This is a genomic window from Glycomyces tarimensis, from assembly GCF_054776215.1.
Genome location: NZ_BAAHCB010000005.1, coordinates 732,383 through 752,168 on the forward strand (window position 1 = coordinate 732,383; position 19,786 = coordinate 752,168).

21 protein-coding genes and 1 tRNA gene are annotated in these 19,786 nt (G+C 67.9%); 17 read left to right on the forward strand and 5 right to left on the reverse strand.

Features of this window, described 5'->3' with window-relative positions; translation table 11 throughout:
- Window positions 1-7: 7 nt before the first annotated feature.
- Together ACYVK3_RS08835 and ACYVK3_RS08840 are read left to right on the forward strand one after the other, a co-directional pair.
- Entirely contained in the window at window positions 8-223 is a 216-nt protein-coding gene (locus tag ACYVK3_RS08835; protein WP_460496899.1) for a DivIVA domain-containing protein, read from the forward strand.
- Window positions 224-232: 9 nt separating this feature from the next.
- Window positions 233-745 (forward strand): DUF4190 domain-containing protein, encoded by a 513-nt coding sequence (locus ACYVK3_RS08840; protein ID WP_460496900.1) that lies wholly within the window; start codon window positions 233-235, stop codon window positions 743-745.
- A 57-nt stretch (window positions 746-802) separates the two neighbouring features.
- Here ACYVK3_RS08840 and ACYVK3_RS08845 read toward each other — a convergent pair whose 3' ends face one another.
- A complete protein-coding gene (locus tag ACYVK3_RS08845) occupies window positions 803-1,462 on the reverse strand; it encodes an HNH endonuclease family protein (protein WP_460496901.1) in 660 nt (219 codons plus the stop codon).
- A 235-nt stretch (window positions 1,463-1,697) separates the two neighbouring features.
- Here ACYVK3_RS08845 and ACYVK3_RS08850 point away from each other — a divergent pair, with 235 nt between their 5' ends.
- From ACYVK3_RS08850 to ACYVK3_RS08870, 5 genes are all read left to right on the forward strand, one after another.
- A complete protein-coding gene (locus ACYVK3_RS08850; RefSeq protein WP_460496902.1) occupies window positions 1,698-2,105 on the forward strand; it encodes a hypothetical protein in 408 nt (135 codons plus the stop codon).
- 117 nt (window positions 2,106-2,222) lie between these two features.
- The gene (locus ACYVK3_RS08855) at window positions 2,223-2,720 is read left to right on the forward strand and encodes a hypothetical protein (protein ID WP_460496903.1); all 498 of its coding nucleotides are present in this window, start codon (window positions 2,223-2,225) and stop codon (window positions 2,718-2,720) included.
- Between the two features lie 218 nt (window positions 2,721-2,938).
- Entirely contained in the window at window positions 2,939-3,232 is a 294-nt protein-coding gene (locus ACYVK3_RS08860) for a hypothetical protein (RefSeq protein ID WP_460496904.1), read from the forward strand.
- 452 nt (window positions 3,233-3,684) lie between these two features.
- Window positions 3,685-5,448: an arginine--tRNA ligase gene (gene argS, locus ACYVK3_RS08865; protein ID WP_460496905.1), complete on the forward strand. Its 1,764-nt coding sequence runs from the start codon at window positions 3,685-3,687 to the stop codon at window positions 5,446-5,448.
- Between the two features lie 427 nt (window positions 5,449-5,875).
- Window positions 5,876-6,919, forward strand: coding sequence for a restriction endonuclease (locus ACYVK3_RS08870; protein ID WP_460496906.1), 1,044 nt, complete (start codon window positions 5,876-5,878; stop codon window positions 6,917-6,919).
- Window positions 6,920-7,100: 181 nt separating this feature from the next.
- On the opposite strand, the gene ACYVK3_RS08875 is transcribed toward ACYVK3_RS08870, so the two are convergent.
- Both ACYVK3_RS08875 and ACYVK3_RS08880 read right to left on the reverse strand, forming a co-directional pair.
- Window positions 7,101-7,173: transfer RNA gene (locus ACYVK3_RS08875), tRNA-Glu, on the reverse strand.
- Between the two features lie 240 nt (window positions 7,174-7,413).
- Window positions 7,414-8,049, reverse strand: coding sequence for a hypothetical protein (locus tag ACYVK3_RS08880; protein ID WP_460496907.1), 636 nt, complete (start codon window positions 8,047-8,049; stop codon window positions 7,414-7,416).
- A gap of 240 nt (window positions 8,050-8,289) precedes the next feature.
- Between ACYVK3_RS08880 and eno the strand changes: the two genes are divergently transcribed.
- The 4 genes from eno to ACYVK3_RS08900 all read left to right on the forward strand — a co-directional run bounded on the left by eno (window position 8,290) and on the right by ACYVK3_RS08900 (window position 11,610).
- Window positions 8,290-9,573 carry a phosphopyruvate hydratase gene (eno, locus tag ACYVK3_RS08885; RefSeq protein WP_460496908.1) on the forward strand — a complete coding sequence of 428 codons (1,284 nt, stop codon included), beginning with the start codon at window positions 8,290-8,292 and terminating at the stop codon, window positions 9,571-9,573.
- 74 nt (window positions 9,574-9,647) lie between these two features.
- Window positions 9,648-10,166: an FtsB family cell division protein gene (locus ACYVK3_RS08890; RefSeq protein WP_460496909.1), complete on the forward strand. Its 519-nt coding sequence runs from the start codon at window positions 9,648-9,650 to the stop codon at window positions 10,164-10,166.
- Window positions 10,163-10,696: a DUF501 domain-containing protein gene (locus ACYVK3_RS08895; RefSeq protein ID WP_460496910.1), complete on the forward strand. Its 534-nt coding sequence runs from the start codon at window positions 10,163-10,165 to the stop codon at window positions 10,694-10,696. Before ACYVK3_RS08890 ends, ACYVK3_RS08895 begins: the two co-directional genes overlap by 4 nt.
- Window positions 10,697-10,701: 5 nt before the next feature.
- Window positions 10,702-11,610, forward strand: coding sequence for a Ppx/GppA phosphatase family protein (locus tag ACYVK3_RS08900; protein ID WP_460496911.1), 909 nt, complete (start codon window positions 10,702-10,704; stop codon window positions 11,608-11,610).
- Window positions 11,611-12,009: 399 nt separating this feature from the next.
- Here the strand turns inward: ACYVK3_RS08900 and ACYVK3_RS08905 are convergent, their stop codons facing one another.
- Window positions 12,010-12,678, reverse strand: coding sequence for a hypothetical protein (locus ACYVK3_RS08905; RefSeq protein WP_460496912.1), 669 nt, complete (start codon window positions 12,676-12,678; stop codon window positions 12,010-12,012).
- A gap of 130 nt (window positions 12,679-12,808) precedes the next feature.
- On the opposite strand from ACYVK3_RS08905, the gene ACYVK3_RS08910 reads away from it, so the two are divergent.
- Entirely contained in the window at window positions 12,809-13,501 is a 693-nt protein-coding gene (locus tag ACYVK3_RS08910; RefSeq protein ID WP_460496913.1) for a TetR/AcrR family transcriptional regulator, read from the forward strand.
- 16 nt (window positions 13,502-13,517) lie between these two features.
- Here ACYVK3_RS08910 and ACYVK3_RS08915 read toward each other — a convergent pair whose 3' ends face one another.
- The gene (locus ACYVK3_RS08915) at window positions 13,518-14,327 is read right to left on the reverse strand and encodes a PP2C family protein-serine/threonine phosphatase (protein WP_460496914.1); all 810 of its coding nucleotides are present in this window, start codon (window positions 14,325-14,327) and stop codon (window positions 13,518-13,520) included.
- Window positions 14,328-14,610: 283 nt separating this feature from the next.
- Between ACYVK3_RS08915 and ACYVK3_RS08920 the strand changes: the two genes are divergently transcribed.
- The 5 genes from ACYVK3_RS08920 to ftsX all read left to right on the forward strand — a co-directional run bounded on the left by ACYVK3_RS08920 (window position 14,611) and on the right by ftsX (window position 19,749).
- Window positions 14,611-15,933, forward strand: coding sequence for a serine/threonine-protein kinase (locus tag ACYVK3_RS08920; RefSeq protein WP_460496915.1), 1,323 nt, complete (start codon window positions 14,611-14,613; stop codon window positions 15,931-15,933).
- A 251-nt stretch (window positions 15,934-16,184) separates the two neighbouring features.
- Window positions 16,185-16,694: a PadR family transcriptional regulator gene (locus ACYVK3_RS08925; RefSeq protein ID WP_460496916.1), complete on the forward strand. Its 510-nt coding sequence runs from the start codon at window positions 16,185-16,187 to the stop codon at window positions 16,692-16,694.
- A 124-nt stretch (window positions 16,695-16,818) separates the two neighbouring features.
- Window positions 16,819-17,931 (forward strand): PCRF domain-containing protein, encoded by a 1,113-nt coding sequence (prfB, locus tag ACYVK3_RS08930; protein ID WP_460496917.1) that lies wholly within the window; start codon window positions 16,819-16,821, stop codon window positions 17,929-17,931.
- A 239-nt stretch (window positions 17,932-18,170) separates the two neighbouring features.
- Window positions 18,171-18,851, forward strand: a complete 681-nt coding sequence (gene ftsE, locus ACYVK3_RS08935; protein WP_026928872.1) for a cell division ATP-binding protein FtsE — start codon at window positions 18,171-18,173, stop codon at window positions 18,849-18,851.
- 22 nt (window positions 18,852-18,873) lie between these two features.
- Window positions 18,874-19,749: a permease-like cell division protein FtsX gene (ftsX, locus tag ACYVK3_RS08940; RefSeq protein ID WP_460496918.1), complete on the forward strand. Its 876-nt coding sequence runs from the start codon at window positions 18,874-18,876 to the stop codon at window positions 19,747-19,749.
- Window positions 19,750-19,786 lie beyond the last annotated feature (37 nt).

Here is a 19,786-nt window from a genome sequence, read left to right on the forward strand (position 1 = left end):
GTGACCTATGGAGAACCCCTTCTTCTCTGTCCGTTTCCGCGGATACGACCGAGCCCAAGTCGACAGAGCCGTGGCGCGCATTCGAAAGGCGACCGAGCACGGCGCTCCGCCGCACCCCGATTCCCTCACCAATCTCGGCTTCCAGATGACCATGCGCGGCTATGACACCGGGGAGGTCGACGAATACTTCGAGGAAGTCGCACGTTCGCTGCGTAATGGATAGTGTTGGGGCGTGACCGCTCACGACCCGTACCAGCCCCAGATGCAGCCGCCCGTGCAGCAGCACCAGGGCTGGCCCCGACCCCCTCACTCCCAGCAGCACGCGCAGCCGGGATTCGGCATGCACCCCGGACCCGGCTATCAATTGCATTCGGTCCAGTGGCCGCCGATGGCAGTCCCAGCACCTGCCATGGTCGACGGGTTCTACCTCGTCCAGCCGCGACTCAAACCGATCCCCTCGGGACCGGCGATCGGGTCGCTCGTGGCGGGGATCGGCGGCATCCCCGCCGCGCTGCCCGGCCTGTTCGCGGCCGCGTTCAACCCCTGGGTCGGCCTGACGTTCTTCATGCTCTCCGCGCTGCTGGGCGTCGCCTCGATCCTGCTGGCGACGTATGCGCGCCGCCAGATCAGGCGGGCCGCCGGAGGGATCTCCGGGCGCGGATTGGCGACGACGGGCCTGATCCTCGGCATCGTGGCGTCCGCGCTGGCGGGCCTGACGCTGCTGATCAGCGTCTTCGCGATCTGACCGGACGCCGAACGCCGACCCGGACAGCGACACCCGGGCCGGCGTCGTTCACGCCGCTCAGCAGTAGGAGTTGAGCTGCGACTGCATCGCGCTCTTCTCGGCGGAGTTCACCGACAGGCCGTAGCGGTACTTCACGTTGATCCACGCTTTGACGTAGTCGCAGCGCACCGAGGTGTTCGGGGGCACCCACTGCGCGGGGTCCTTGTCGCTCTTGGAGGAGTTGACCGAGGAGGTCGCGATCCACAGCTGCGGCGAGTTGACGTCGTTGGCGAAGGCCTGCCGCCGCGAGGTCGACCAGGACCACGCTCCGGACTCCCAGGCCTCCTTGAGCGCCACGACGTGGTCGATGGTGGCGTTGGAGACCGAGGTGGTCCAGGTGTTGTCGAAGTCGGACTGCCAGCGCCCGGAGTCGGGCTGGCAGTCCGAGCCGGTCTGGACGTTGACGCCGTCGCGGGCGAGCACGTGCTGGCGGGCGGTGCAGCCGCCGCCGACGCTCGACCAGTGCGGGAACAGGCTGCGGCTGTAGGTGCTGGAGTGGGACTCGGCGGCGACGGTGAGCGCGTTGAGCTGGGACTGCGCGGCGGAGTCCGACGGGATGCCCGGCGGGCGGACGGCTTCGGCGCGTTCGGCGTGCAACACGAGCACCGCGGCGGTCGCGAGGACCGCGGCTGCGATGAGCGCGACAGCGCGGGAGCTGAGGCGGCGGAGGGTGAGCATGTTCGATTCTCCTGTGGGGTAAGGAACGGAAGTGGGGAACCGGAATGGCGGATCGGACGCGGCGCGGGCGCCGACCGGTCCGCATTGATCGAATCATGGGATGACAGGCCCGAGCAAGACCGCAAGGTAATTCTTCACCCATAGGCCACGGTTTCCTTACGAATCGGTCGCGGTACGGACATCCGGGATCTCGGCGAAGAAGGCGCGTAGGACGGTCAGAACGTACAATGTCGACATGAGCACCGGACAGCAGCACATCGACGGACTCGCCGTCACCTACCTCCCCGACGGGCTGGGCGACCCGTCCGACTTCGAGTTCGAATGGGGCAAGGTCGAGTTCGCGCAGCGCGTGTGGGAATCGCAGTTGGAGGACGGGACGCATCGCGTCGACCTCCAGGTACACGCGATGCGCGGGCCGCGCTTGGGCGACGCTCAGCAGCTGCGGGAGTTCCTGATCGAGTATCACGAGAAGGACGCCGACTGGGATCCCGAACCGCTGGGCGACAGGGGTTTCTCGGGGGAGCGCGAGGCGGTGGTGCTGCTCGAGCCGGGCCTGGCCGCCGAGGTCCGCGACCCGTTCGGGCGCCAGGGCATCGAAGAGGTCAGGCGCGTGGCGAGGGGCCTGCGGCTCCTCGAACGCTGAAGCCCGCCGCGAGGGCAACACCAACCGTTCGGCCGATGGCCGGGAACGGTCGCATTGCTACAGTCTCATGAGGGCATTGCATTGACAATGCTCGATGTTTCGATCGAAGGGAATGCGATGCGAAAGAACTTCCTGCGGCGCGCGATCGTGGCGCTCGCCGCAATCCTCGCCATGACCGCCGCGGCGGTCATGGCGCCGTCCCCGGCCCAGGCCGCCTGGGGAAGCCAGATCCCCGTGACCATCCAGGTCACCGGCAACGGACACCAGCTCGGGTACGCCAGCGGCTGGGTCCAGTACGACACCGGCGGCACCACGTTCAGGTACTCCATCACGGTGTGCCGCCAGTCCAGCTACACCCCGCCGAGACTGACCGTCGCCGTCAACTCCTCCTCATGGAACCCGGACGGCACGACCGTCGCCACCCACTACATGCAGTCCTCCGGCGGGAGCGGATCCGCGCCCTGCTACGGCGGCAGCCAGCACTTCACCGGCCAGCACACCCACTCCGGCCTGAACAACACCTACTTCGTGCTCACAGGCAACACCTTCGTCAACGGCAACAACTTCACCGAGTTCGACCAGGACCGCCTGGTCTACAAGGCGTACACCTACTAGACCCGCCCGAGGTCGCCTCCCGAGTCGCCGCCGCGCGGCGTTCCCTCACACTCCCACCGCGATCGACCTATACAACCGCATAGGGCTGATCCCGGTGGCGCTCGGAGAGCGCCACCGGCCGAATGCACGGACCGAGCGAAGTCCCGCTTCTCCCGTTGTTGCGCAACGCAGGCCCGCTACATTGAGACAGCCCCGCAGTATGCATTAATGTCGATGGCATGTCGGTGTCATCAGAGCACACAGCGGTCGAACCGATTGCGGCCGACGGCTGTGAGGGGCCGCTCGCTGAGTTCTCGGCACTGCGTCAAGAAATCTTGGAGCGAGTGAAGGCCCAGCAGCAACTCCTGACCGTGCAACCGACGGTCACCGCCACGATCTTCGCATTCGCCGTCTCACAACAGGACATGACTGCAGTGATGCTCATCGTGCCGTTCAGCTCATACCTGCTGTGTGGACGATTGGTGGCCAGCCACTTCGGCACCGTCCTTCGGTGGTCCTGGTCCTACAGATGAGCGGGCGGGCACCGATTCGAAGTTGGAGACGGACCGCGCTGTTCTGAGCGACGACCACGGGCGGAGACGGCCCCGACACACTGAAGACGCCACCGACTGACGCAGTCCGCGAACCACCGGCCCCACAATCTCGCCCGAGCAGACATGCGTGAAAAACGGAGGACCGCGTTGTACGCGAGGCGCTGCTCATCCATCCGACCGGCGCGGCCGGAAGTGATCGTCTCGGCTACCTGCCTGGCCCGGCCATCGTGCCCGGGGTGATCGCCGAACCGCTGGCGCTCGCATGATCGGCCCGCGAGGTCGCGGACGTTACGAGTACCGGTGCCCGACCACCGGCAACAGCCCCCGGCGGCCCGCGATCACCGCCGCGGTCTGAGCTCAGATACCCTTACCTGCGAAAACATCTCAAGCCGCATATCGCGGTACTGAATCCGATATCGAAGGAAGCATTCGTGAACGTCGCACCAGTGACTCCGCTCGCCGAGGCCGTCGAGACCGCCGTGGTCGACGCCCTCCGACGAGCCCTGCCCGAAGCCGGCAGGACGGAGCCGCTGGTGCGACGAAGCGACCGCGCTGACCACCAGGCCAACGGTGCGCTCCCGCTCGCCAAACAGCACGGCCGCAACCCACGCGAACTCGGCAAAGCCGTCGCCGCCGCCATCGACGCCCCGGAACTCATCGCAGCGGCCGAGGTGTCCGGTCCCGGCTTCGTCAACATCGACCTCACCAGCGAAGCCATCTGGAAGCAGCTCGCCGCACGGCTCGACGCCGAGCGGCTCGGCCTCGGACTCCCGCTGGCGGGCGAGCGGATCATCGTCGACTACTCCGGCCCCAACGTGGCCAAAGAGATGCACGTCGGCCACCTGCGCACCACCATCATCGGCGACGCCCTCGCACGACTCGCCGAAGCGCTCGGCGCGACCGTGATCCGCCAGAACCACTTGGGGGACTGGGGCACCCAGTTCGGCATGCTCATCCAATACCTGAACGAGCATCCCGAAGCCGAATGGCACCACGCCGACGACGCCGATCCGACCGCGAACGTCGCCGCCCTCGACCGGCTCTACAAGCAGGCCCGCACCGTCTTCGACGCCGATTCCGACTTCAAGAACCGCGCCCGCGCCCGCGTCGTCGCACTCCAGAGCGGTGACGAGGACACCAGCACAGTCTGGCGGGACCTGGTCGAGGTCTCAGCCGAAGCGTTCGACGCGATGTACAACCGGCTCGGTGTGAGCCTGACAGTGGCCGACCTCGCGGGAGAATCGACCTACAACCACCTGCTCGATGACGTCGTGGAAGCACTCGTTTCAGCGGGGATCGCCGTCGAGTCCGAAGGCGCCCTGTGCGTCTTCTTCGACGACATCACCGGTCCCGACGGAGACCCGGTTCCGCTCCTGCTCCGGAAAGCCGACGGCGGCTACGGCTACGCCGCCACCGACCTCGCCGCGATCCGCTACCGCATCGGCGACCTCAGGGCCGACCAGATCCTCTATGTCGTAGACGCCCGCCAAGCCCTCCACTTCAAGCAGGTCTTCGCCACCGCCCGCCGCGCCGGCTGGCTCACCGACGAGGTCGAAGCCGTCCACGTGCCGTTCGGCACCGTGCTCGGCCCCGACGGTAAGCCCTTCAAGACCCGCTCAGGCGGCACCGTCCGCCTTATGAGCCTCCTGGATGAAGCCATCGCCAAAGCCGGCGAGGTCATCTCGGAGAAGAATCCCGACGCCGACCCGAATGACCTCGCCACGCTCGCCGCAGCCACCGGCATCGGGGCGGTCAAGTACGCCGACCTCTCCAACAACCGCATCAAGGACTACGTCTTCGACACCGACCGCATGGTCTCCCTCACCGGCGACACCGGCGTCTACCTCCAATACGCCCACACTCGCCTCGCCTCCATACTCCGCAAGGCAGGCGAGAACCGTGCGGCAGTGGACTCGACGGCTCCGATGTCGAAGGAAGAGCGGGCCCTCGCTCTCCATCTCGACGCCTACGGCGCGGTCCTCACCGAAACCATGGCCGAACGCGAGCCCCACCGCCTCTGCGGCCACCTCTACACCCTCGCCCGGACCTTTACCGGCTTCTACGAAGCCAACCCGGTCCTGAAAGCCGAGACAGAATCCGCCCGGGCCAACCGCCTGGCCTTGGTCCGCCTCGCGAAGGAAACGCTGGCTCACGGTCTCGGCCTTCTGGGCATTGCGGCGCCCGAGCGAATGTAGCTCTCATCTGACTGGGCGGTGTATGACAGCGGATCCTGCACCGCCCAATTCGTACTTCGAGCCTCGAAGCATCGTTTCCCCTTCGAGCAGCTGTATGTTGTTTGAGCGATCCCCACGTCTTCAAAGAGTCGGAAGATCCGCGCTTTCGCGAACTACGCGCAAGGGTCGTCGTCAGCTCGATGGTGAGTCCTGACTCGACAAGTGCCACGCGTTCTGGAGAAGACAGGGCGTTGGTTCCTGCTCTCTCAGGGAGCCCATGCGCCAGAGGTGTCCGTATTCCGACAGAACTCGGTCTGCGGGTGTTGACGGGTGCACTGGGACGGGGTTCCTGTCTACCCTGTGCTTTTCGGCCGGGCGCCCCAGAAAGGGGATTCGACCGGCACCCCTCGATCGGTGCGGTATGCGCGCCAGAAAGACGGCTACCTCGATGCAGCACAGCAGCGATTGGGAACTCGCCGAGGAATTCGCCCTCGATCACATGCGCCACCTGGGATTCAAGGATGCCAGGATGAATAGCGGCGGAGCCGATGGCGGGATCGATCTTGAATCCGCTGCGGCGGCAGGCCAAGTGAAGCATTTGCGGAGCAAGGTCTCACGCCCCGATGTGCAACGCTTCCACGGTGCCGCACCGGCGAACAAGCTCCGGTTGTTCTACAGCCTTGCAGGATATTCCAGGGAGGCGAAGCTCTGGGCCGAGGAGAACAACATTGCACTGTTTGTCTTCGATTTGAGTGACTATGTCGCCGAACCGGTCACCTCGGTCGCGATCCAGTTGGACAAGGGGCTATCGGATCCTGAGCCTCCGCAAACGGTGCCGCACGTTTATCGACCCCCTGTCCAGACAACGCCGAGTCCATATGAAGCCGGATCCTCCTCATCGGTCCACCACAGTCAGATTCCGCCGCCTGTCCCACCCTCTCCTCCCTTGAATCCCGCCCCGATTCCACCGATCCCTTCGCCTTCCTCCTATTTCGATCCGCCTTCGTCGCCGCCAGTGGCCGCATCCGCATCGCCGGTCGATGCCGTGCGCTCCGTAGGCACGCCGGATGCCACGCAAGCGGCAACGCCCGGTGTTTTCGCGCCGCCTCCTGCGCGACCCGCGATTCCGCGTTGGTACAAGCCGCGGCCGGGCCGGGTCATCGGTTCGATCGCCTGGTCGCTGAGCCCGCTCGTGACGTTGGGATTCGGGACGCCGATCACCTTCGGGATCGCCGCGGTCCGGCGCAGAAGCCTCGAGATGGTCGCCTACGCGGCCGTGTACCTCGGCCTTTCCGTGTGGATGTACGCAGACGGCGGACCTGGCGCCGTCGACGGCCTGGCCTTCGAACTCTGGCTGGTCTTCTCGTGGATCCTCGCGAACGTGCACACGTTCGTCATCAGAAGAAGGGTTTGGTATCTGCCATATGACCCGAGTGGTGATGAAGGCGCCCTGCACCGTCCGGAGCAGCCCGGGGCGAGCGTGCCGGGCTGAACACACAGTCGGGCATGGCTCCATGCAGCTATTTCCCGGGCGGACTCGAATGGCAGAACCAGCTCGGCGCGGGCTCGGTCCACCGTCAATGAGGGGCGGCTCCCCCACCACGATGTCGCCTTAAGGGCAGACAACAGTCAGGGGCCAACCGGAGTTGGCCCCTGAGCTGCGTATTTATCTGTACTCCCGAGCGGATTCGAACCGCCGTTTCCGCCTTGAGAGGGCGGCGTCCTAGGCCCCTAGACGACGGGAGCTTGGCCTTGTCGCCGCACCTCGTACCGCGGCAACGTCGACAAGCTTACCTGACGGTTTCGCGCCCCCTCCACAGGGATAGCGCTTGTGACGCGGCATACGTGCCGGCGCTCCTCCGAGCTGGCCGCCGGGTGCGAGGCGGACCGGGCCGGCGCTGCCGCCCTCTCGGACGAAACCCCCGTAGCGCCGAGCCCGGCCCGCCGAGCGACTCTAACCCGGTCCGCGGCGCACCGCCGCCGGAACTACTCGTTGCTGTGCGCGCTCGTACCGGCGAGGTCGTCCAGCCACGCCCCGTCCACGCCGTCGTGGTACTTCACCAGTTTCACCATGTACGCCAAGTCCCCGACATCGGCCGCGACCGACGCGATCACCCCGACCGTCGTCACGCACACCTCGAAGGCGCCCACCGGCGACTCCGCGGCGCCCTGCACCGTCACGCAGTCGGACAGCTGCCCGGCAAGGGTCGTGTCCGAGAACTCGGCGCTGGCCGAGGCGTCGTCCGACGTCGCCGTCAACCAGTCCGACACCTCGTCGCCGGTCGGCAGCATCCCGGCGAGCTCCTCGCTCAACCAGACCGACAAGTCCTCGGCACCCTCCCCGGCCCAGAACACGGCCCGGTCATCGATCACCACCGCGGCCGTGCCGGCCTCGGGGTCCACTGCCACGAGCACCGACGTGCCGGTGGCCTCCACCAGGTATTCGGCCGTATAGGCGTGCTCGTCGGCGCCCGCCAAGCGCTCGCCGAGCTCCACCAGCGCGGCCTGGTCCTTCGAGACGTCCTCGGGGCTCTCGCCGGCGTCGTCCGTGCAGCCCGCGAGCGCGAGCACCGCCGCCGCACCGAGGACAGCGCAGCGGCGGATGGGGTTCTGAATGGGCATGGGGCTCCAATTCCCAATGGTGCGGGCGTTCGGAGATGCCAGTGGCGCACTGACATCGACGGGGCACGCCTAGCACAGGTGTCTGATCTGAGGTTCGACTCCACCTTATAGCGCGCCGTCGACACCCCTGGGCGTACGCTAAGAAGCTGTGGCCGGCGCAGTGTCGGGTCGGTCGAAACCATCGGGACACGGGCCCCGGAATCGGGCCCCAAGTCAGACTCGGCTATACCAGGAGTGACATTGGCTGCAATTGAAGACATTCGGGCACGGGAGATTCTCGACTCCCGCGGAAACCCCACCATCGAGGTGGAGGTCCTGCTCGACGACGACACGCTCCAGCGCGCGGCCGTCCCGTCGGGCGCCTCGACCGGCGCCTTCGAGGCCCTCGAGCTGCGCGACAAGGACCCCAAGCGCTACGTCGGCAAGGGCGTCGAGAAGGCCGTGGACAACGTCAACGGCCCCATCCGCGACGCCCTGATCGGCCTCGAAGCCTCCGAGCAGCGCCTGGTCGACCAGGCCCTCCTCGACACCGACGCCACCCCCGACAAGTCCAGCCTCGGCGCCAACGCCATCCTCGGCGTCTCCCTCGCCGTCGCCAAGGCCGCCGCCGACTCCTCCGAGCTGCCGCTCTACCGGTACGTCGGCGGGCCCAACGCCCACCTGCTGCCGGTGCCTTGCCTGAACATCCTCAACGGCGGCTCCCACGCGGACTCCAACGTGGACATCCAGGAGTTCATGATCGCGCCCGTCGGCGCCCCCACCTTCAAAGAGGCCCTCCGCTGGGGCGCCGAGACCTACCACGCCCTCAAGTCCGTCCTCAAGGACAAAGGCCTGAACACCGGCCTCGGGGACGAGGGCGGCTTCGCCCCCAACCTCGCCTCCAACCGCGACGCACTCGACCTCATCAGCGTCGCCGTCGACAAGGCCGGCTACAAGCTCGGCACCGACATCGCCTTCGCCATCGACGCCGCCGCCACCGAGTTCTACACCGACGGCGCCTACGTCTTCGAAGGCGAGAAGCGCACCGCCGAGCAGATGAGCGCCTACTACGAGGAGCTCCTCGCCGCCTACCCCTTCGTGTCGATGGAAGACCCGCTCGCCGAAGACGACTGGTCCGGTTGGGCCACCCTCACCGCCACCGTCGGCGAAAAGGTCCAGATCGTCGGCGACGACCTGTTCGTCACCAACCCCGAGCGCCTGCGTCGCGGCATCGAGGAGCAGGCCGCCAACGGCCTCCTCGTCAAGGTCAACCAGATCGGCTCCCTCACCGAGACCAGCGACGCCGTCGAGATGGCCCACCGCGCCGGCTTCGGCTGCATGATGAGCCACCGCTCCGGTGAGACCGAAGACACCACGATCGCCGACCTCGCCGTCGCCATGGGCACCGGCCAGATCAAGACCGGCGCCCCCGCCCGGTCCGACCGCGTCGCCAAGTACAACCAGCTGCTCCGCATCGAGGAGAGCCTCGGCGACGCCGCCCGCTACGCGGGTGCCTCCGCCTTCCCCAAGTACAAGGCCGCCTAAGCGGCACCGCCGTCGGGCCCCCGCGCCGATCGGCGCGGGGGCCGCTTCGCACCCGGATCGACTACGCTGGGCGGGTGAGCGCCAGCCGACGACCCAGCCGCCCAGGAGCACGATCGACCGGCCCCGGTCGCACCCGCGCCGGTCGGAGGTCCGCCCCCGGCAGCCCCGCCAAGCCCAAGGTCAAACGCGTCCGCGTGCGCGCCCAGAGCAAGTTCTCCCGCCGCGCCGCCGTCATCGCCCTCGTCCTCTCCGCGCTCGCCCTCGCCTACGCCTACCCTTTGCGCACCTATGTCGAGCAGCGCATCGAGATCAACCGGCTCGAAGCCGAACAGGAAGAGCAGCGCGACCGCATCGAGGAGCTCGAGGCCGAACGCATGAAGTGGGAAGACGACGAATACGTCAAGGCCCAGATTCGCTCCAGCCTCCTCCTCGTCGAACCCGGTGAGAACCTCGTCATCGTCCAAGAAGAGGAAGACCCCGGGCGCACCGGCGACGACGAAAGCGATGACGCCGACGACAAGCCCTGGTACGACGATCTCGTCACCACTTTTGAAGACGCCGACCAGCTCGACGAAGAGGAAGTAGAGGATTGAAGCCCCACGCGTGGCCCCAAGAACACGAACCGGTGAGCGAGGCCGACGCGGCCGCCGTCTCCGATCAGCTCGGACGCCCGATCCGCGGCGCGCATGCCGTCGCCTGGCGCTGCCCCTGCGGGCAGCCGGCCGTCGTCGAGACCGAGCCGAGACTGCCCGACGGGACACCCTTCCCCACCACCTATTACCTGACGTGCCCGAAAGCCTGCTCGGCCATCGGGCGGCTCGAAGGCGGCGGGGTCATGAAGGAGATGAACGACCGGCTCGCCGAGGACGAGAGCCTCGCCGCCGCTTACCGGCTCTCCCATCAGGACTACATCGCGCGCCGCGCCAAGCTCGGTCATGTGCCCGAGATCGACGGGATCTCGGCCGGCGGCATGCCCGAGCGCGTCAAATGCCTGCACGCCCTCGTCGGCCACGCATTGGCCGCCGGCCCGGGCGTGGACCCCTTCGGCGACGAGGCGATCGAGCGGCTCGGCGAATGGTGGGAGCACGGCAGTTGCGTGACGGACCAGGAGGCCCACGAATGAGGCGCGTGGCGGGAATCGACTGCGGGACCAACTCGATCCGTCTGCTCATCGCGGACATCGACGCCGACGGGCGACTCCACGACGTGGTGCGGCGCATGGAGGTCGTCCGCCTGGGCGAGGGCGTCGACGACACCGGGCGCCTCTCCGCGGCCGCGCTCGAACGGACCCGGGCGGCCTTGGCCGACTACACCGAGCAGATCCGCGCCCACGGCGCCGAGGCGGTGCGGATGACCGCGACCTCGGCGAGTCGCGACGCCGAGAACGCCGACGAGTTCACGTCGATGGTCGAATCCGTGCTCGGCGCGAGCCCCGAGGTGATCTCGGGTGACGAGGAAGCGCGCCTGTCCTTCACCGGAGCGGCGGCAACGCTGCCGCGACTGGACGGCCAGCGGCTGCTGGTCGACATCGGCGGCGGCTCGACCGAGTTCGTGCGCGGCGAGGGATCGCGCGTGCTGGCGGCGATCTCGACGGACGTGGGCTGCGTGCGGATGACCGAGCGCCACCTGCGCTCCGACCCGCCGGCGCCGGCCGAGATCGAGGCCGCCGTGGCCGACATGGCCTCCATCGTGGACCAGGGCCTCGCGGTGGCCGACCCCGAGCGCGTGGCCGTCGAGCTGGTGGCCGTGGCCGGAACGGCGACGACGATCGCCGGTATCGCCCTCGAACTGCCGGCCTATGACCCGGACGTCATCGACGGTACCCGGCTGAGCTACGAGCAGGTCGAGAAGGTGACCGGCGATCTGGCGACGGCCGATCACGCTGAGCGCCTGGCGATCCCGGTGATGCACCCGGGCCGTGCCGACGTGATCGTGGGAGGTGCGCTGGTGCTGCGCACCATCATGGAGCGCAGCGGCGCGGACGCCGTGCTCATCAGCGAGCACGACATCCTCGACGGCATCGCCCTCTCGGCCTGAGCACCATATCCACAGGTGGTGAAGCCGACCGTGACCGATCGGCGTGTCGGCCGCCACCTGGGTGAACGGGCCCGGACTCGTGCGTTGTCCACAGGCGGGAAAAACGTTCCTTGAGTGTGTTGCGGTGCTGTGTAACGCTGGCCGGAGTTTTGGTGTAGGTAGGCGGTCAGTGGGGGGTCAGACCGCGGATCGCCGAAAGTTCGCAGCGCGGGATAGCGTCCCGCGCTGCGGCACCTCCGCCAGACTCCCGGGAGTAAGCGCGAGCGGCCGGGCCCGCAGGGCCCGAGGGCCCGGCCGCAAGCGCCGATGCAGGAACCGGTGGGCAGGACCAGGCTTCGGGGGCTAGCCGGCCGACCCCTGCCCACCACCAAAACGCGGAAGCCGGAGCCGCCTATGCGTTCAGGGCTTCCCGGTCGGCTGCTTGGCCGCGGCCCGCCACAGCTCAACGGCGATCCACAGTGCGCTGACGGCGACCAGTGCGCCCCAGGCGATCCGGGCGGGCTGAGGAACGAAGAACTGCGGCAGGTAGAGCACCATGGCGACCGCCATGGGGACAGCGCTCCAGCGGTGCATCGTGCCCGAGCGCCACACCGCGACAGCGGCCAGGACCGCGGCGACCGCGATGAGTCCGAGGCCTATGACGAAGACCGTCGCGGCCGTCGGGTCCATCCGGAAGGCCTCGCCGACCTCGGTCAGCGAGGCATCGCCGTCGGCGACGGCCCGCGCGCCGATCGCTTTGAGACCGTAGACCTCGGCGCCGTAGTACGAGATGGTCAGGCCCGAGCCGATGACACCGAGGGCGCCCGCGAGGAAGGCCGTCCTTTCGGGCTTCGCGGCGCCGATGCCGTCGAGGTGCATGCGCAGGGCTCCCCAGGTCATGGGGATGAGGATGAGGCCGACGATCGCGGCGATGTGCGAGAAGGCCCAGCCGGCGGACGCCCAGGACTCGGCGCCTTCCAGGGTGGTCTGGTCGGTCCTGGGGGCGACCGCTTCGTAGAGGACGAACAGGATGCCGGCGACGGCCATGCCGAGGGCGCCGAGGCGGATGCGGGTCGGGTGGGTGTTCATGGTTGCTCTCCTGGAGTCGGGCCGTTCCCGGGGTGTTGCACTTGAGAGCGGCGCTCTGGTTTCAGATCGATAGTCTCATGTTTGTCGAGCAAGCGCAAGAGCAGTGCTCTGTTATCTGTACACTGATCTCATGAACGCTCCGAGAACCGCCAGAGAACGCGCCCGCGCCGAGCTCACCCGCGAGATCCTCGCCGCCGCGCGGCGCCAGCTCGCCGAAGTCGGGCCCTCGGCGCTGTCGCTCCGCGCCGTCGCCCGCGAGCTCGAGATGGCGTCCTCGGCGATCTACCGGTACTTCAAGAGCCGCGACGAACTCCTGACCTCCCTGATCCTGGAGGCCTACAACGACATCGGGCACGCCGCAGAAAGCGCCGACGACCCGGCGGCCGAGCCGGGGGAGCGGTGGCTGGCGGTCTGGAGGGGCGTGCGCGCGTGGGCGTTGGCGAATCGCCACGAGTTCGCGCTGCTGTTCGGTACGCCGGTGCCCGGGTACGCGGCACCGCAGGAGACCGCCGTCGCGGCCGGGCGGATGCCGCTCGCGCTGGCGCGCGTGGTCGCCGACGCGAAAGCGGCAGGGGAGCTGCGACCGCCTTCCGCGCCCGCGTGCGACCCCGCGCTCATCGAGGCCGATATGACCTCGGTCCTGCCGGGCGCGCAGTTCACCGCCGAGGAGACCGCGCGGATCATCCTGGCCTGGAACCGGCTGGTCGGCATCGTCTCCTACGAGCTGCACGGCCACCTGAAGAACGTGACCGTCGACGACGCCGGGTTCTTCGACTACACCGCTCGGGTCTGCGGCGCGTTCACCGGCCTGCGGATCGAATGAGGCGGCGAGAGCGGCTCTAGCCTCGCAGCGCCAAGCCCAGCGCGATCGCCGCCACCACCAGCACCACCGCGATCGCCGCCACGATCCACGGCCAGCGCCTGAACCGCTTGTGCTCGGAGACATCGCCGACCACGACCGTCACGTTGTCGGGACCGCCGCCTTCCAGCGCCAGCCGCACCAGCTCGTCGGCGGCCGCCTGCGGATCGGCGAAGTCGCGCAGCGTCTCCTCGATGGCCGCGTCGTCGACCACGTCGCTCAACCCGTCCGAGCAGAGCATGTACCGGTCGCCGAGCGCCGCCGGGCGGGTCTCGAAGTGCGCCGGCGCGGGATTGGCCTGGAGCACGCGCGTCACCACGGACTTGTACGGATGGTCTTGCGCCTCCGCGGGAGTGATCGCACCCTCGTCGACCAGATGCTGGACGTAGGAGTCGTCGACCGTCACCTGCACGAAGTCCTCGCCGCGCAACTGGTACGCCCGGGAGTCCCCGATATGGACGATGTCGACGGAGCCGTCGCCGAGCCACAGGGCCGTCAGCGTCGTCGCCATGCCCTCCGACTCGGGGTTCTCGGCCACCGCCGCGCGGATCCGGTCGCGGGCCGCGTCGACGACCTCGCCCAGTTCGGCCTCGGCCTCAACCGGCGACCGTCGGGCCAGTCGCGTCACCTCGGCGATGGTCACGCCGCTCGCCACTTCCCCCGCCGCGGCCCCGCCGACGCCGTCGGCGACCGCGAGCAGGCGCCGCGACGCGAGGTGGGAGTCCTCGTTGAGGTCGCGGACTTTGCCCACGTCGGTGGCGGCGCCATAGCGCCAACGTAGTTCGGTCACAGGCGATCACCACTGAGCTCGCACCGGGATTCGGCATTCTGTATGAAGCATGGCCGTTCGAGGGACATGGGCGCAAGTGTAGTGGTTGGCCCGACACGAGAGGCCACCGTCGAGCGCCGCCGAGCCGCGCGAGCGGCGCAGACCCCCAGGAAGGCGGCCCCGCGCGCCGCGCTCAGCGCCTTGTATCCCCTGATCGTGCCACCCTTCCATTCGGCCCCTGACCTGGGTGAAGACTGGATTTACAGTGGAATGGCCAAGGCCCGCACCAACCCGAGGAGCCGCCATGACCACCGTCCTGGCAGATCGCTTCGTCCTCCAGACCGAGATCGCCCGTGGCGCGGTCGGCGTCGTATGGCGCGGGTACGACCAGGTCACCGGCGAACCGGTCGCCGTGAAGGTCCTCCGCGAGGAGCTGCGCTCGGAGCCCGAGATCGTCGAGAGCTTCTTCGCCGAGGCGGAGATCCTCAACGCCATCGAGCACCCCGGCGTCATCGGCGTGCGCGACTTCATCGTCACCGACGCGGTCCTGGCGATCGTCCTCGAGCTCGCCGAGGGGTCCGACCTGCGTGAGCACCTGCGACGCCACGGCCCCCTCCCGGCAGCTGAGGCGGCCCGCCGCTGCGCCGTCGCCGCCGAGACCCTCGCCGCGGTCCACCGCGCCGGCTACCTCCACGGCGACGTCAAGCCCGGAAACCTCATGCTCGACGGCGCCGAGGGCGTCAAGTTCATCGACTTCGGTATCGCCCGCGCCGCCGGTGCCGAGGCCACGCCGTCCCACGGCACTCCCGAGTACACCGCCCCCGAGGTCGCCGCCGGCGAGCCCGCTCGCACCGGCGTCGACAACTACGCGCTCGGACTGGTCTTGTACGAGGCGCTCACCGGCCACAGCGCCTACCGCGGCGGTTCGATCCCCGACGTGCTCGACCGCCACCGCGCCAAGATCCCCGTCAAGCCGGGCGCCGTGGACGGCGAGCTGTGGGCGATCGTCGAGACGCTCCTCTCGCTCGATCCGGCCGACCGCGGCGACCTCACCAGGATCGCCGCGGAACTGCGGCGCCTCGCCCCGGGCCTGTCCGATCAGGCGACCGCGCCGATCGAGCCGGAGCTGCGCGACCGGGGCGCCGGAAACCCGATCGCCTACTCGCCGCTGACGCCGCCCGCCTCCGATCTCGCGGCCGAGGAGGTGCGCGAGGGCGCCCGACGTCCGAAGCGCCGCGCTCTCGCGCTGGCGGGCGCCGGCGCGGTCGGTCTGGCGGCGGTCGCGGCATTCGTCCTTTTCGCTCTCCCCGGGGTCGGCGGCGACGGCGCCGACGTGGCCGACCCGTCGCCCACGGCCGAGTCGACCGCTCCGAGCGAGAGTCCCGAGGCGTCCGACACGCCCACGGAGCCGGTCTCCGAGGGACCCGCCGAGGATCCCTCCGAGGACGACACGGTCTCGCCCGGTCCCCAAGGGCCGGAGACGGATAGCGACGGTGCCGCTACTGAAACGGATGATTTGTCCGATTCAGAGGGCGCCGGCGACGGCAATGAAGAATCCAATGAGGGCACTCCTGTCGATGAGTTCCCCGGATCGGACATCATCGGTTCGCAAATGCCGGGCAACTGAATGAGACGTCGACCGTCGATAATGTTGCGTAACTAGAGCGCGACACTGTGTTTGCCGAATCGTGAGGCGATCGGGATCACAACATTGAGATTCTCCAAACACACGTTGCACCGAGCTGGAAGCTTCCGACCGGACCATAAGCCCGGCAACGAGTTCGATGCACAGTCCACAACTACGTATTCGTGGCGGTCAATCGACACATTGGAGCCGTCCACTTGTCAGAATCGTATCCACATGGCATCCTGTCGGGCATGGCAGGAAAAGAACTGAACGCGACCTCAGCAGCATTGCTGGGCTTGCTACACGAAGGTCCAATGACCGGCGGGCAACTCATGGCAGAGGCGACCCGTCGTCTCGGTCCGTACTGGACCATGACGCGCTCACAGGTCTATCGCGAACTCCCGGCCTTGGCCGAGGCGGGCCTGGTCCGCGTCGGCAAGCCGGGCCCGCGCGCTTCGGTGCCGTACACGATCAGTGCCAACGGCAAGCGCGCCTTCACTCGCTGGCTCAACGAGCCGGCCCGCATCGGCCAGCTGCGCGACCCCGTCGCGCTGCGCACGGCCTTCACCGACTACATGTCCGCCGACACGCTGAACGACATGCTCGCCGATGCCACCGAGCAGCACCAGGAGGCGCTGTCTGAGGCGCGAGCGGCGGCCAAGGACTACTCGTCCGAGGACCCGGGTGCCGCCGCCGCGATGGACTTCGCGATCGGCTACCACCGGGCCGCGCTCAATTGGCTCAAGAAGCGCGCCTCCTAGCTTCAAGCACTAGGCAGCGCGCGAACAACGGCTCAGCACTTCAAGCACGGAACGGGACGCGGACCGCATTCGGTCCAGCGTCCCGTTTCGTATGAGCGGGCATACAGGCGTACCCTGATCAGTTGTGACCAGTGTCGATGTATCCGCCGATCTGCGTGAATTGAAGGCGACCCTCGAAAGCGTCGAGGCCGTGCTCGACCTTCCCGCGTTGCGACGCGAGAAGGACGAGCTCGAGGCCGCCGCCGCCGACCCGGGGCTGTGGGACGACGCCGAGCACGCCCAGAAGATCACCTCCCGACTGTCCTACGTCCAGACCGAGCTGAAGAAGCTCGCCGACCTGCACGAGCGCATGGACGACGTCGAAGTCCTGTTCGAGCTCGCCGGCTCCGAGGACGACGCCGGCGCCAAGGCCGAGGCCCTCGCCGAGCTGGGCTCCATCCGCAAGTCCATCGACGAACTCGAGGTGCGCACGCTGCTCTCGGGCGAGTACGACGAGCGCAACGCGGTCGTCTCGGTGCGCTCGGGCGCCGGCGGCGCCGACGCCTGCGACTTCGCCGAGCAGCTCATGCGCATGTACCTGCGCTGGGCCGAGGCCCAGGACTTCGCCACCGAGGTCTACGACATCTCCTACGCCGAGGAGGCCGGCATCCGCTCGGCCACGTTCGCCGTCAAGGGGCCTTATACCTACGGCACCCTCTCGGTCGAGCAGGGCACGCACCGTGTCGTGCGCATCAGCAAATACGACAACCAGGGCCGCCGCCAGACCGGCTTCGCCGCCGTCGAGGTCGTCCCCGCGCTGGAGCAGACCGACAAGATCGACATCCCCGACGACGAGATCCGCGTCGACGTCTACCGCTCCTCCGGGCCCGGCGGCCAGGGGGTCAACACCACCGACTCCGCCGTGCGCCTGACCCACATTCCGACCGGCCTGGTCGTCGCCTGCCAGAACGAGCGTTCGCAGCTGCAGAACAAGGCCACCGCCATGGCCCTGCTCAAGGCCAAGCTCCTCGTCCTCAAGCGTGAGGAGGAGCGGGCCAAGGTCGACGAGCTGCGCGGCTCGGTCACCGCCTCGTGGGGCGACCAGATGCGCTCCTACGTCGAACACCCCTACCAGATGGTCAAGGACCTGCGCACCGGCTTCGAGACCTCCGACGTGCGGGGCGTCTACGACGGCAACATCGACGACTTCCTGCAGGCGGGGATCCGCTGGCGCAAGAGCGGCGAGAAATCCGCCTAGGGTCCCCGGCGCCGCGGCCCGCCGGCCGCGACGCGGGGGAGCGGGTCGAGCGTGCGGCGGATTATGGCGAATAGCGGCACATAGTAGGCCGCGTGACCATAGTCGCTTCACCCGTTCGGGCGAAATCGAGTCGTTACTCCCGCACGGACGGGACATATGGGCTGTAAGTGCCACGGTATGCCACGCATGTACTGGAGCCGCCCGACCGGGGCGGGGCTTTGGCGGCTAGACTCCGGCTCGTGATTCAGCTCGAGGGCGTAACCAAGCACTACCCCCGGTCGAACCGTCCGTCAGTCGAGGACGTCAACGTCTTCATCGACAAAGGAGAGTTCGTCTTCTTCATCGGCCCGACCGGCGCGGGGAAGTCCACGATCATCAAGCTCCTGCTGCGCGAAGAAGTCCCCGACAAGGGGAAGATCTCCGTCGGCGACATGGACGTGACGAAGCTGCGCAGGTGGAAGGTGCCGGCCTACCGGCGCAGCATCGGCTGCGTCTTCCAGGACTTCCGGCTCCTGCCCAACCGGACCGCGGCCGAGAACGTCGCGTTCGCGCTCGAGGTCATCGGCAAGCCCCGGTCGGTCGCACGCCGGGTCGTGCCCGAGGTCCTCGAACTCGTCGGCCTCGGCGGCAAGGAGCACCGATACCCCCACGAACTGTCAGGCGGCGAGCAGCAGCGCGTCGCCGTGGCCAGGGCGTTCGTCAACCGCCCGCTGCTGCTGCTGGCCGACGAGCCCACCGGTAACCTCGACCCCGACACCTCGATCGAGATCATGCGGCTCCTCGACCGCATCAGCCGGACCGGCACCACCATCGTCATGGTCACCCACGACTCCAACATCGTGAACCAAATGCGCCGTCGCGTCATCGAGATCGAGAACGGCCAGATCGTCCGCGACCAGGCTCGCGGCGTCTACGGCTAAGCGGAAGGCAGAGACAGAGCACATGCGCGCGAAGTACGTGATGTCCGAGGTGTTCCTCGGACTTTGGCGCAACATCTCCATGACCGTCGCCATGATCATCACCATGGCGGTGTCACTGACCATGCTCGGCGCCGGCCTGCTGCTGTACAACCAGGTCGATGTGATCGAGGAGTACTACCAGACGAACCTCGAGGTGGTCATCTATCTCGACCGGGACGTCGACCAGGAGGTCACCGACCAGATCGAGTCGGACCTGCGCTCCAACGAGCTGGTCGCCGAGGTCGAATTCGAGTCCAAGGAGGAGGCCTGGGAACGGTTCCAGGAGACCTTCGAGGAATCCGAGGAGCTGGTCGCCTCGGTCGACGCCGAGGTCCTCCCGGCCGCCTTCCGCATCAAGATGAACAACATCGACGACGCCGACGAGCTCATCGCCCAGTTCGTCGACCGCGAGGGCGTCTACCAGGCCACCAACCAGAAGGAGATCCTCCAGCAGGTCTTCGACATCCTGGGCGGCGCGCAGCGCCTGACGCTCATCGTCGCGCTCGTCCAGGGCATCGCCGCCCTGATGCTCGTCGCGAACACCATCCAGGTCGCCGCCTACTCGCGGCGCCGCGAGGTCGCGATCATGAAGCTGGTGGGCGCGCCGAACTGGTTCGTGCAGGCGCCGTTCGTCATGGAGGCGGTCTTCGCCGGCATCATCGGCGCCCTGTTCGCCTTCGGCACCCTGTGCGCGGCGAAGGTCTTCGTCATCGACGGCCAATTCTCGAACCTGTTCAGCCTGATGCCGCCGATCGAATGGAACTCGGTGCTCATGCTGCTGCCGATCCTCGCCGCGATCTCGGCCGTCATCAGCGCCATCACCGCCTGGATCACCCTGCGGTTCAACATCAAGGTCTAGGTGTCACCCGAAAGGTGTAGTAAGTCCCAAAGACCCG

Excerpts from the sequence above, each read along its gene's own strand:
- ACYVK3_RS08835 (WP_460496899.1), top strand. The coding sequence starts at position 8 with ATGGAGAACCCCTTCTTCTCTGTCCGTTTCCGCGGATACGACCGAGCC.
- ACYVK3_RS08845 (WP_460496901.1), bottom strand. The coding sequence starts at position 1,462 with ATGCTCACCCTCCGCCGCCTCAGCTCCCGCGCTGTCGCGCTCATCGCA.
- ACYVK3_RS08850 (WP_460496902.1), top strand. The coding sequence starts at position 1,698 with ATGAGCACCGGACAGCAGCACATCGACGGACTCGCCGTCACCTACCTC.
- ACYVK3_RS08855 (WP_460496903.1), top strand. The coding sequence starts at position 2,223 with ATGCGAAAGAACTTCCTGCGGCGCGCGATCGTGGCGCTCGCCGCAATC.
- ACYVK3_RS08860 (WP_460496904.1), top strand. The coding sequence starts at position 2,939 with ATGTCGGTGTCATCAGAGCACACAGCGGTCGAACCGATTGCGGCCGAC.
- ACYVK3_RS08870 (WP_460496906.1), top strand. The coding sequence starts at position 5,876 with ATGCAGCACAGCAGCGATTGGGAACTCGCCGAGGAATTCGCCCTCGAT.
- ACYVK3_RS08880 (WP_460496907.1), bottom strand. The coding sequence starts at position 8,049 with ATGCCCATTCAGAACCCCATCCGCCGCTGCGCTGTCCTCGGTGCGGCG.
- ACYVK3_RS08905 (WP_460496912.1), bottom strand. The coding sequence starts at position 12,678 with ATGAACACCCACCCGACCCGCATCCGCCTCGGCGCCCTCGGCATGGCC.
- ACYVK3_RS08910 (WP_460496913.1), top strand. The coding sequence starts at position 12,809 with ATGAACGCTCCGAGAACCGCCAGAGAACGCGCCCGCGCCGAGCTCACC.
- ACYVK3_RS08920 (WP_460496915.1), top strand. The coding sequence starts at position 14,611 with ATGACCACCGTCCTGGCAGATCGCTTCGTCCTCCAGACCGAGATCGCC.
- ACYVK3_RS08925 (WP_460496916.1), top strand. The coding sequence starts at position 16,185 with ATGGCAGGAAAAGAACTGAACGCGACCTCAGCAGCATTGCTGGGCTTG.
- ftsX (WP_460496918.1), top strand. The coding sequence starts at position 18,874 with ATGCGCGCGAAGTACGTGATGTCCGAGGTGTTCCTCGGACTTTGGCGC.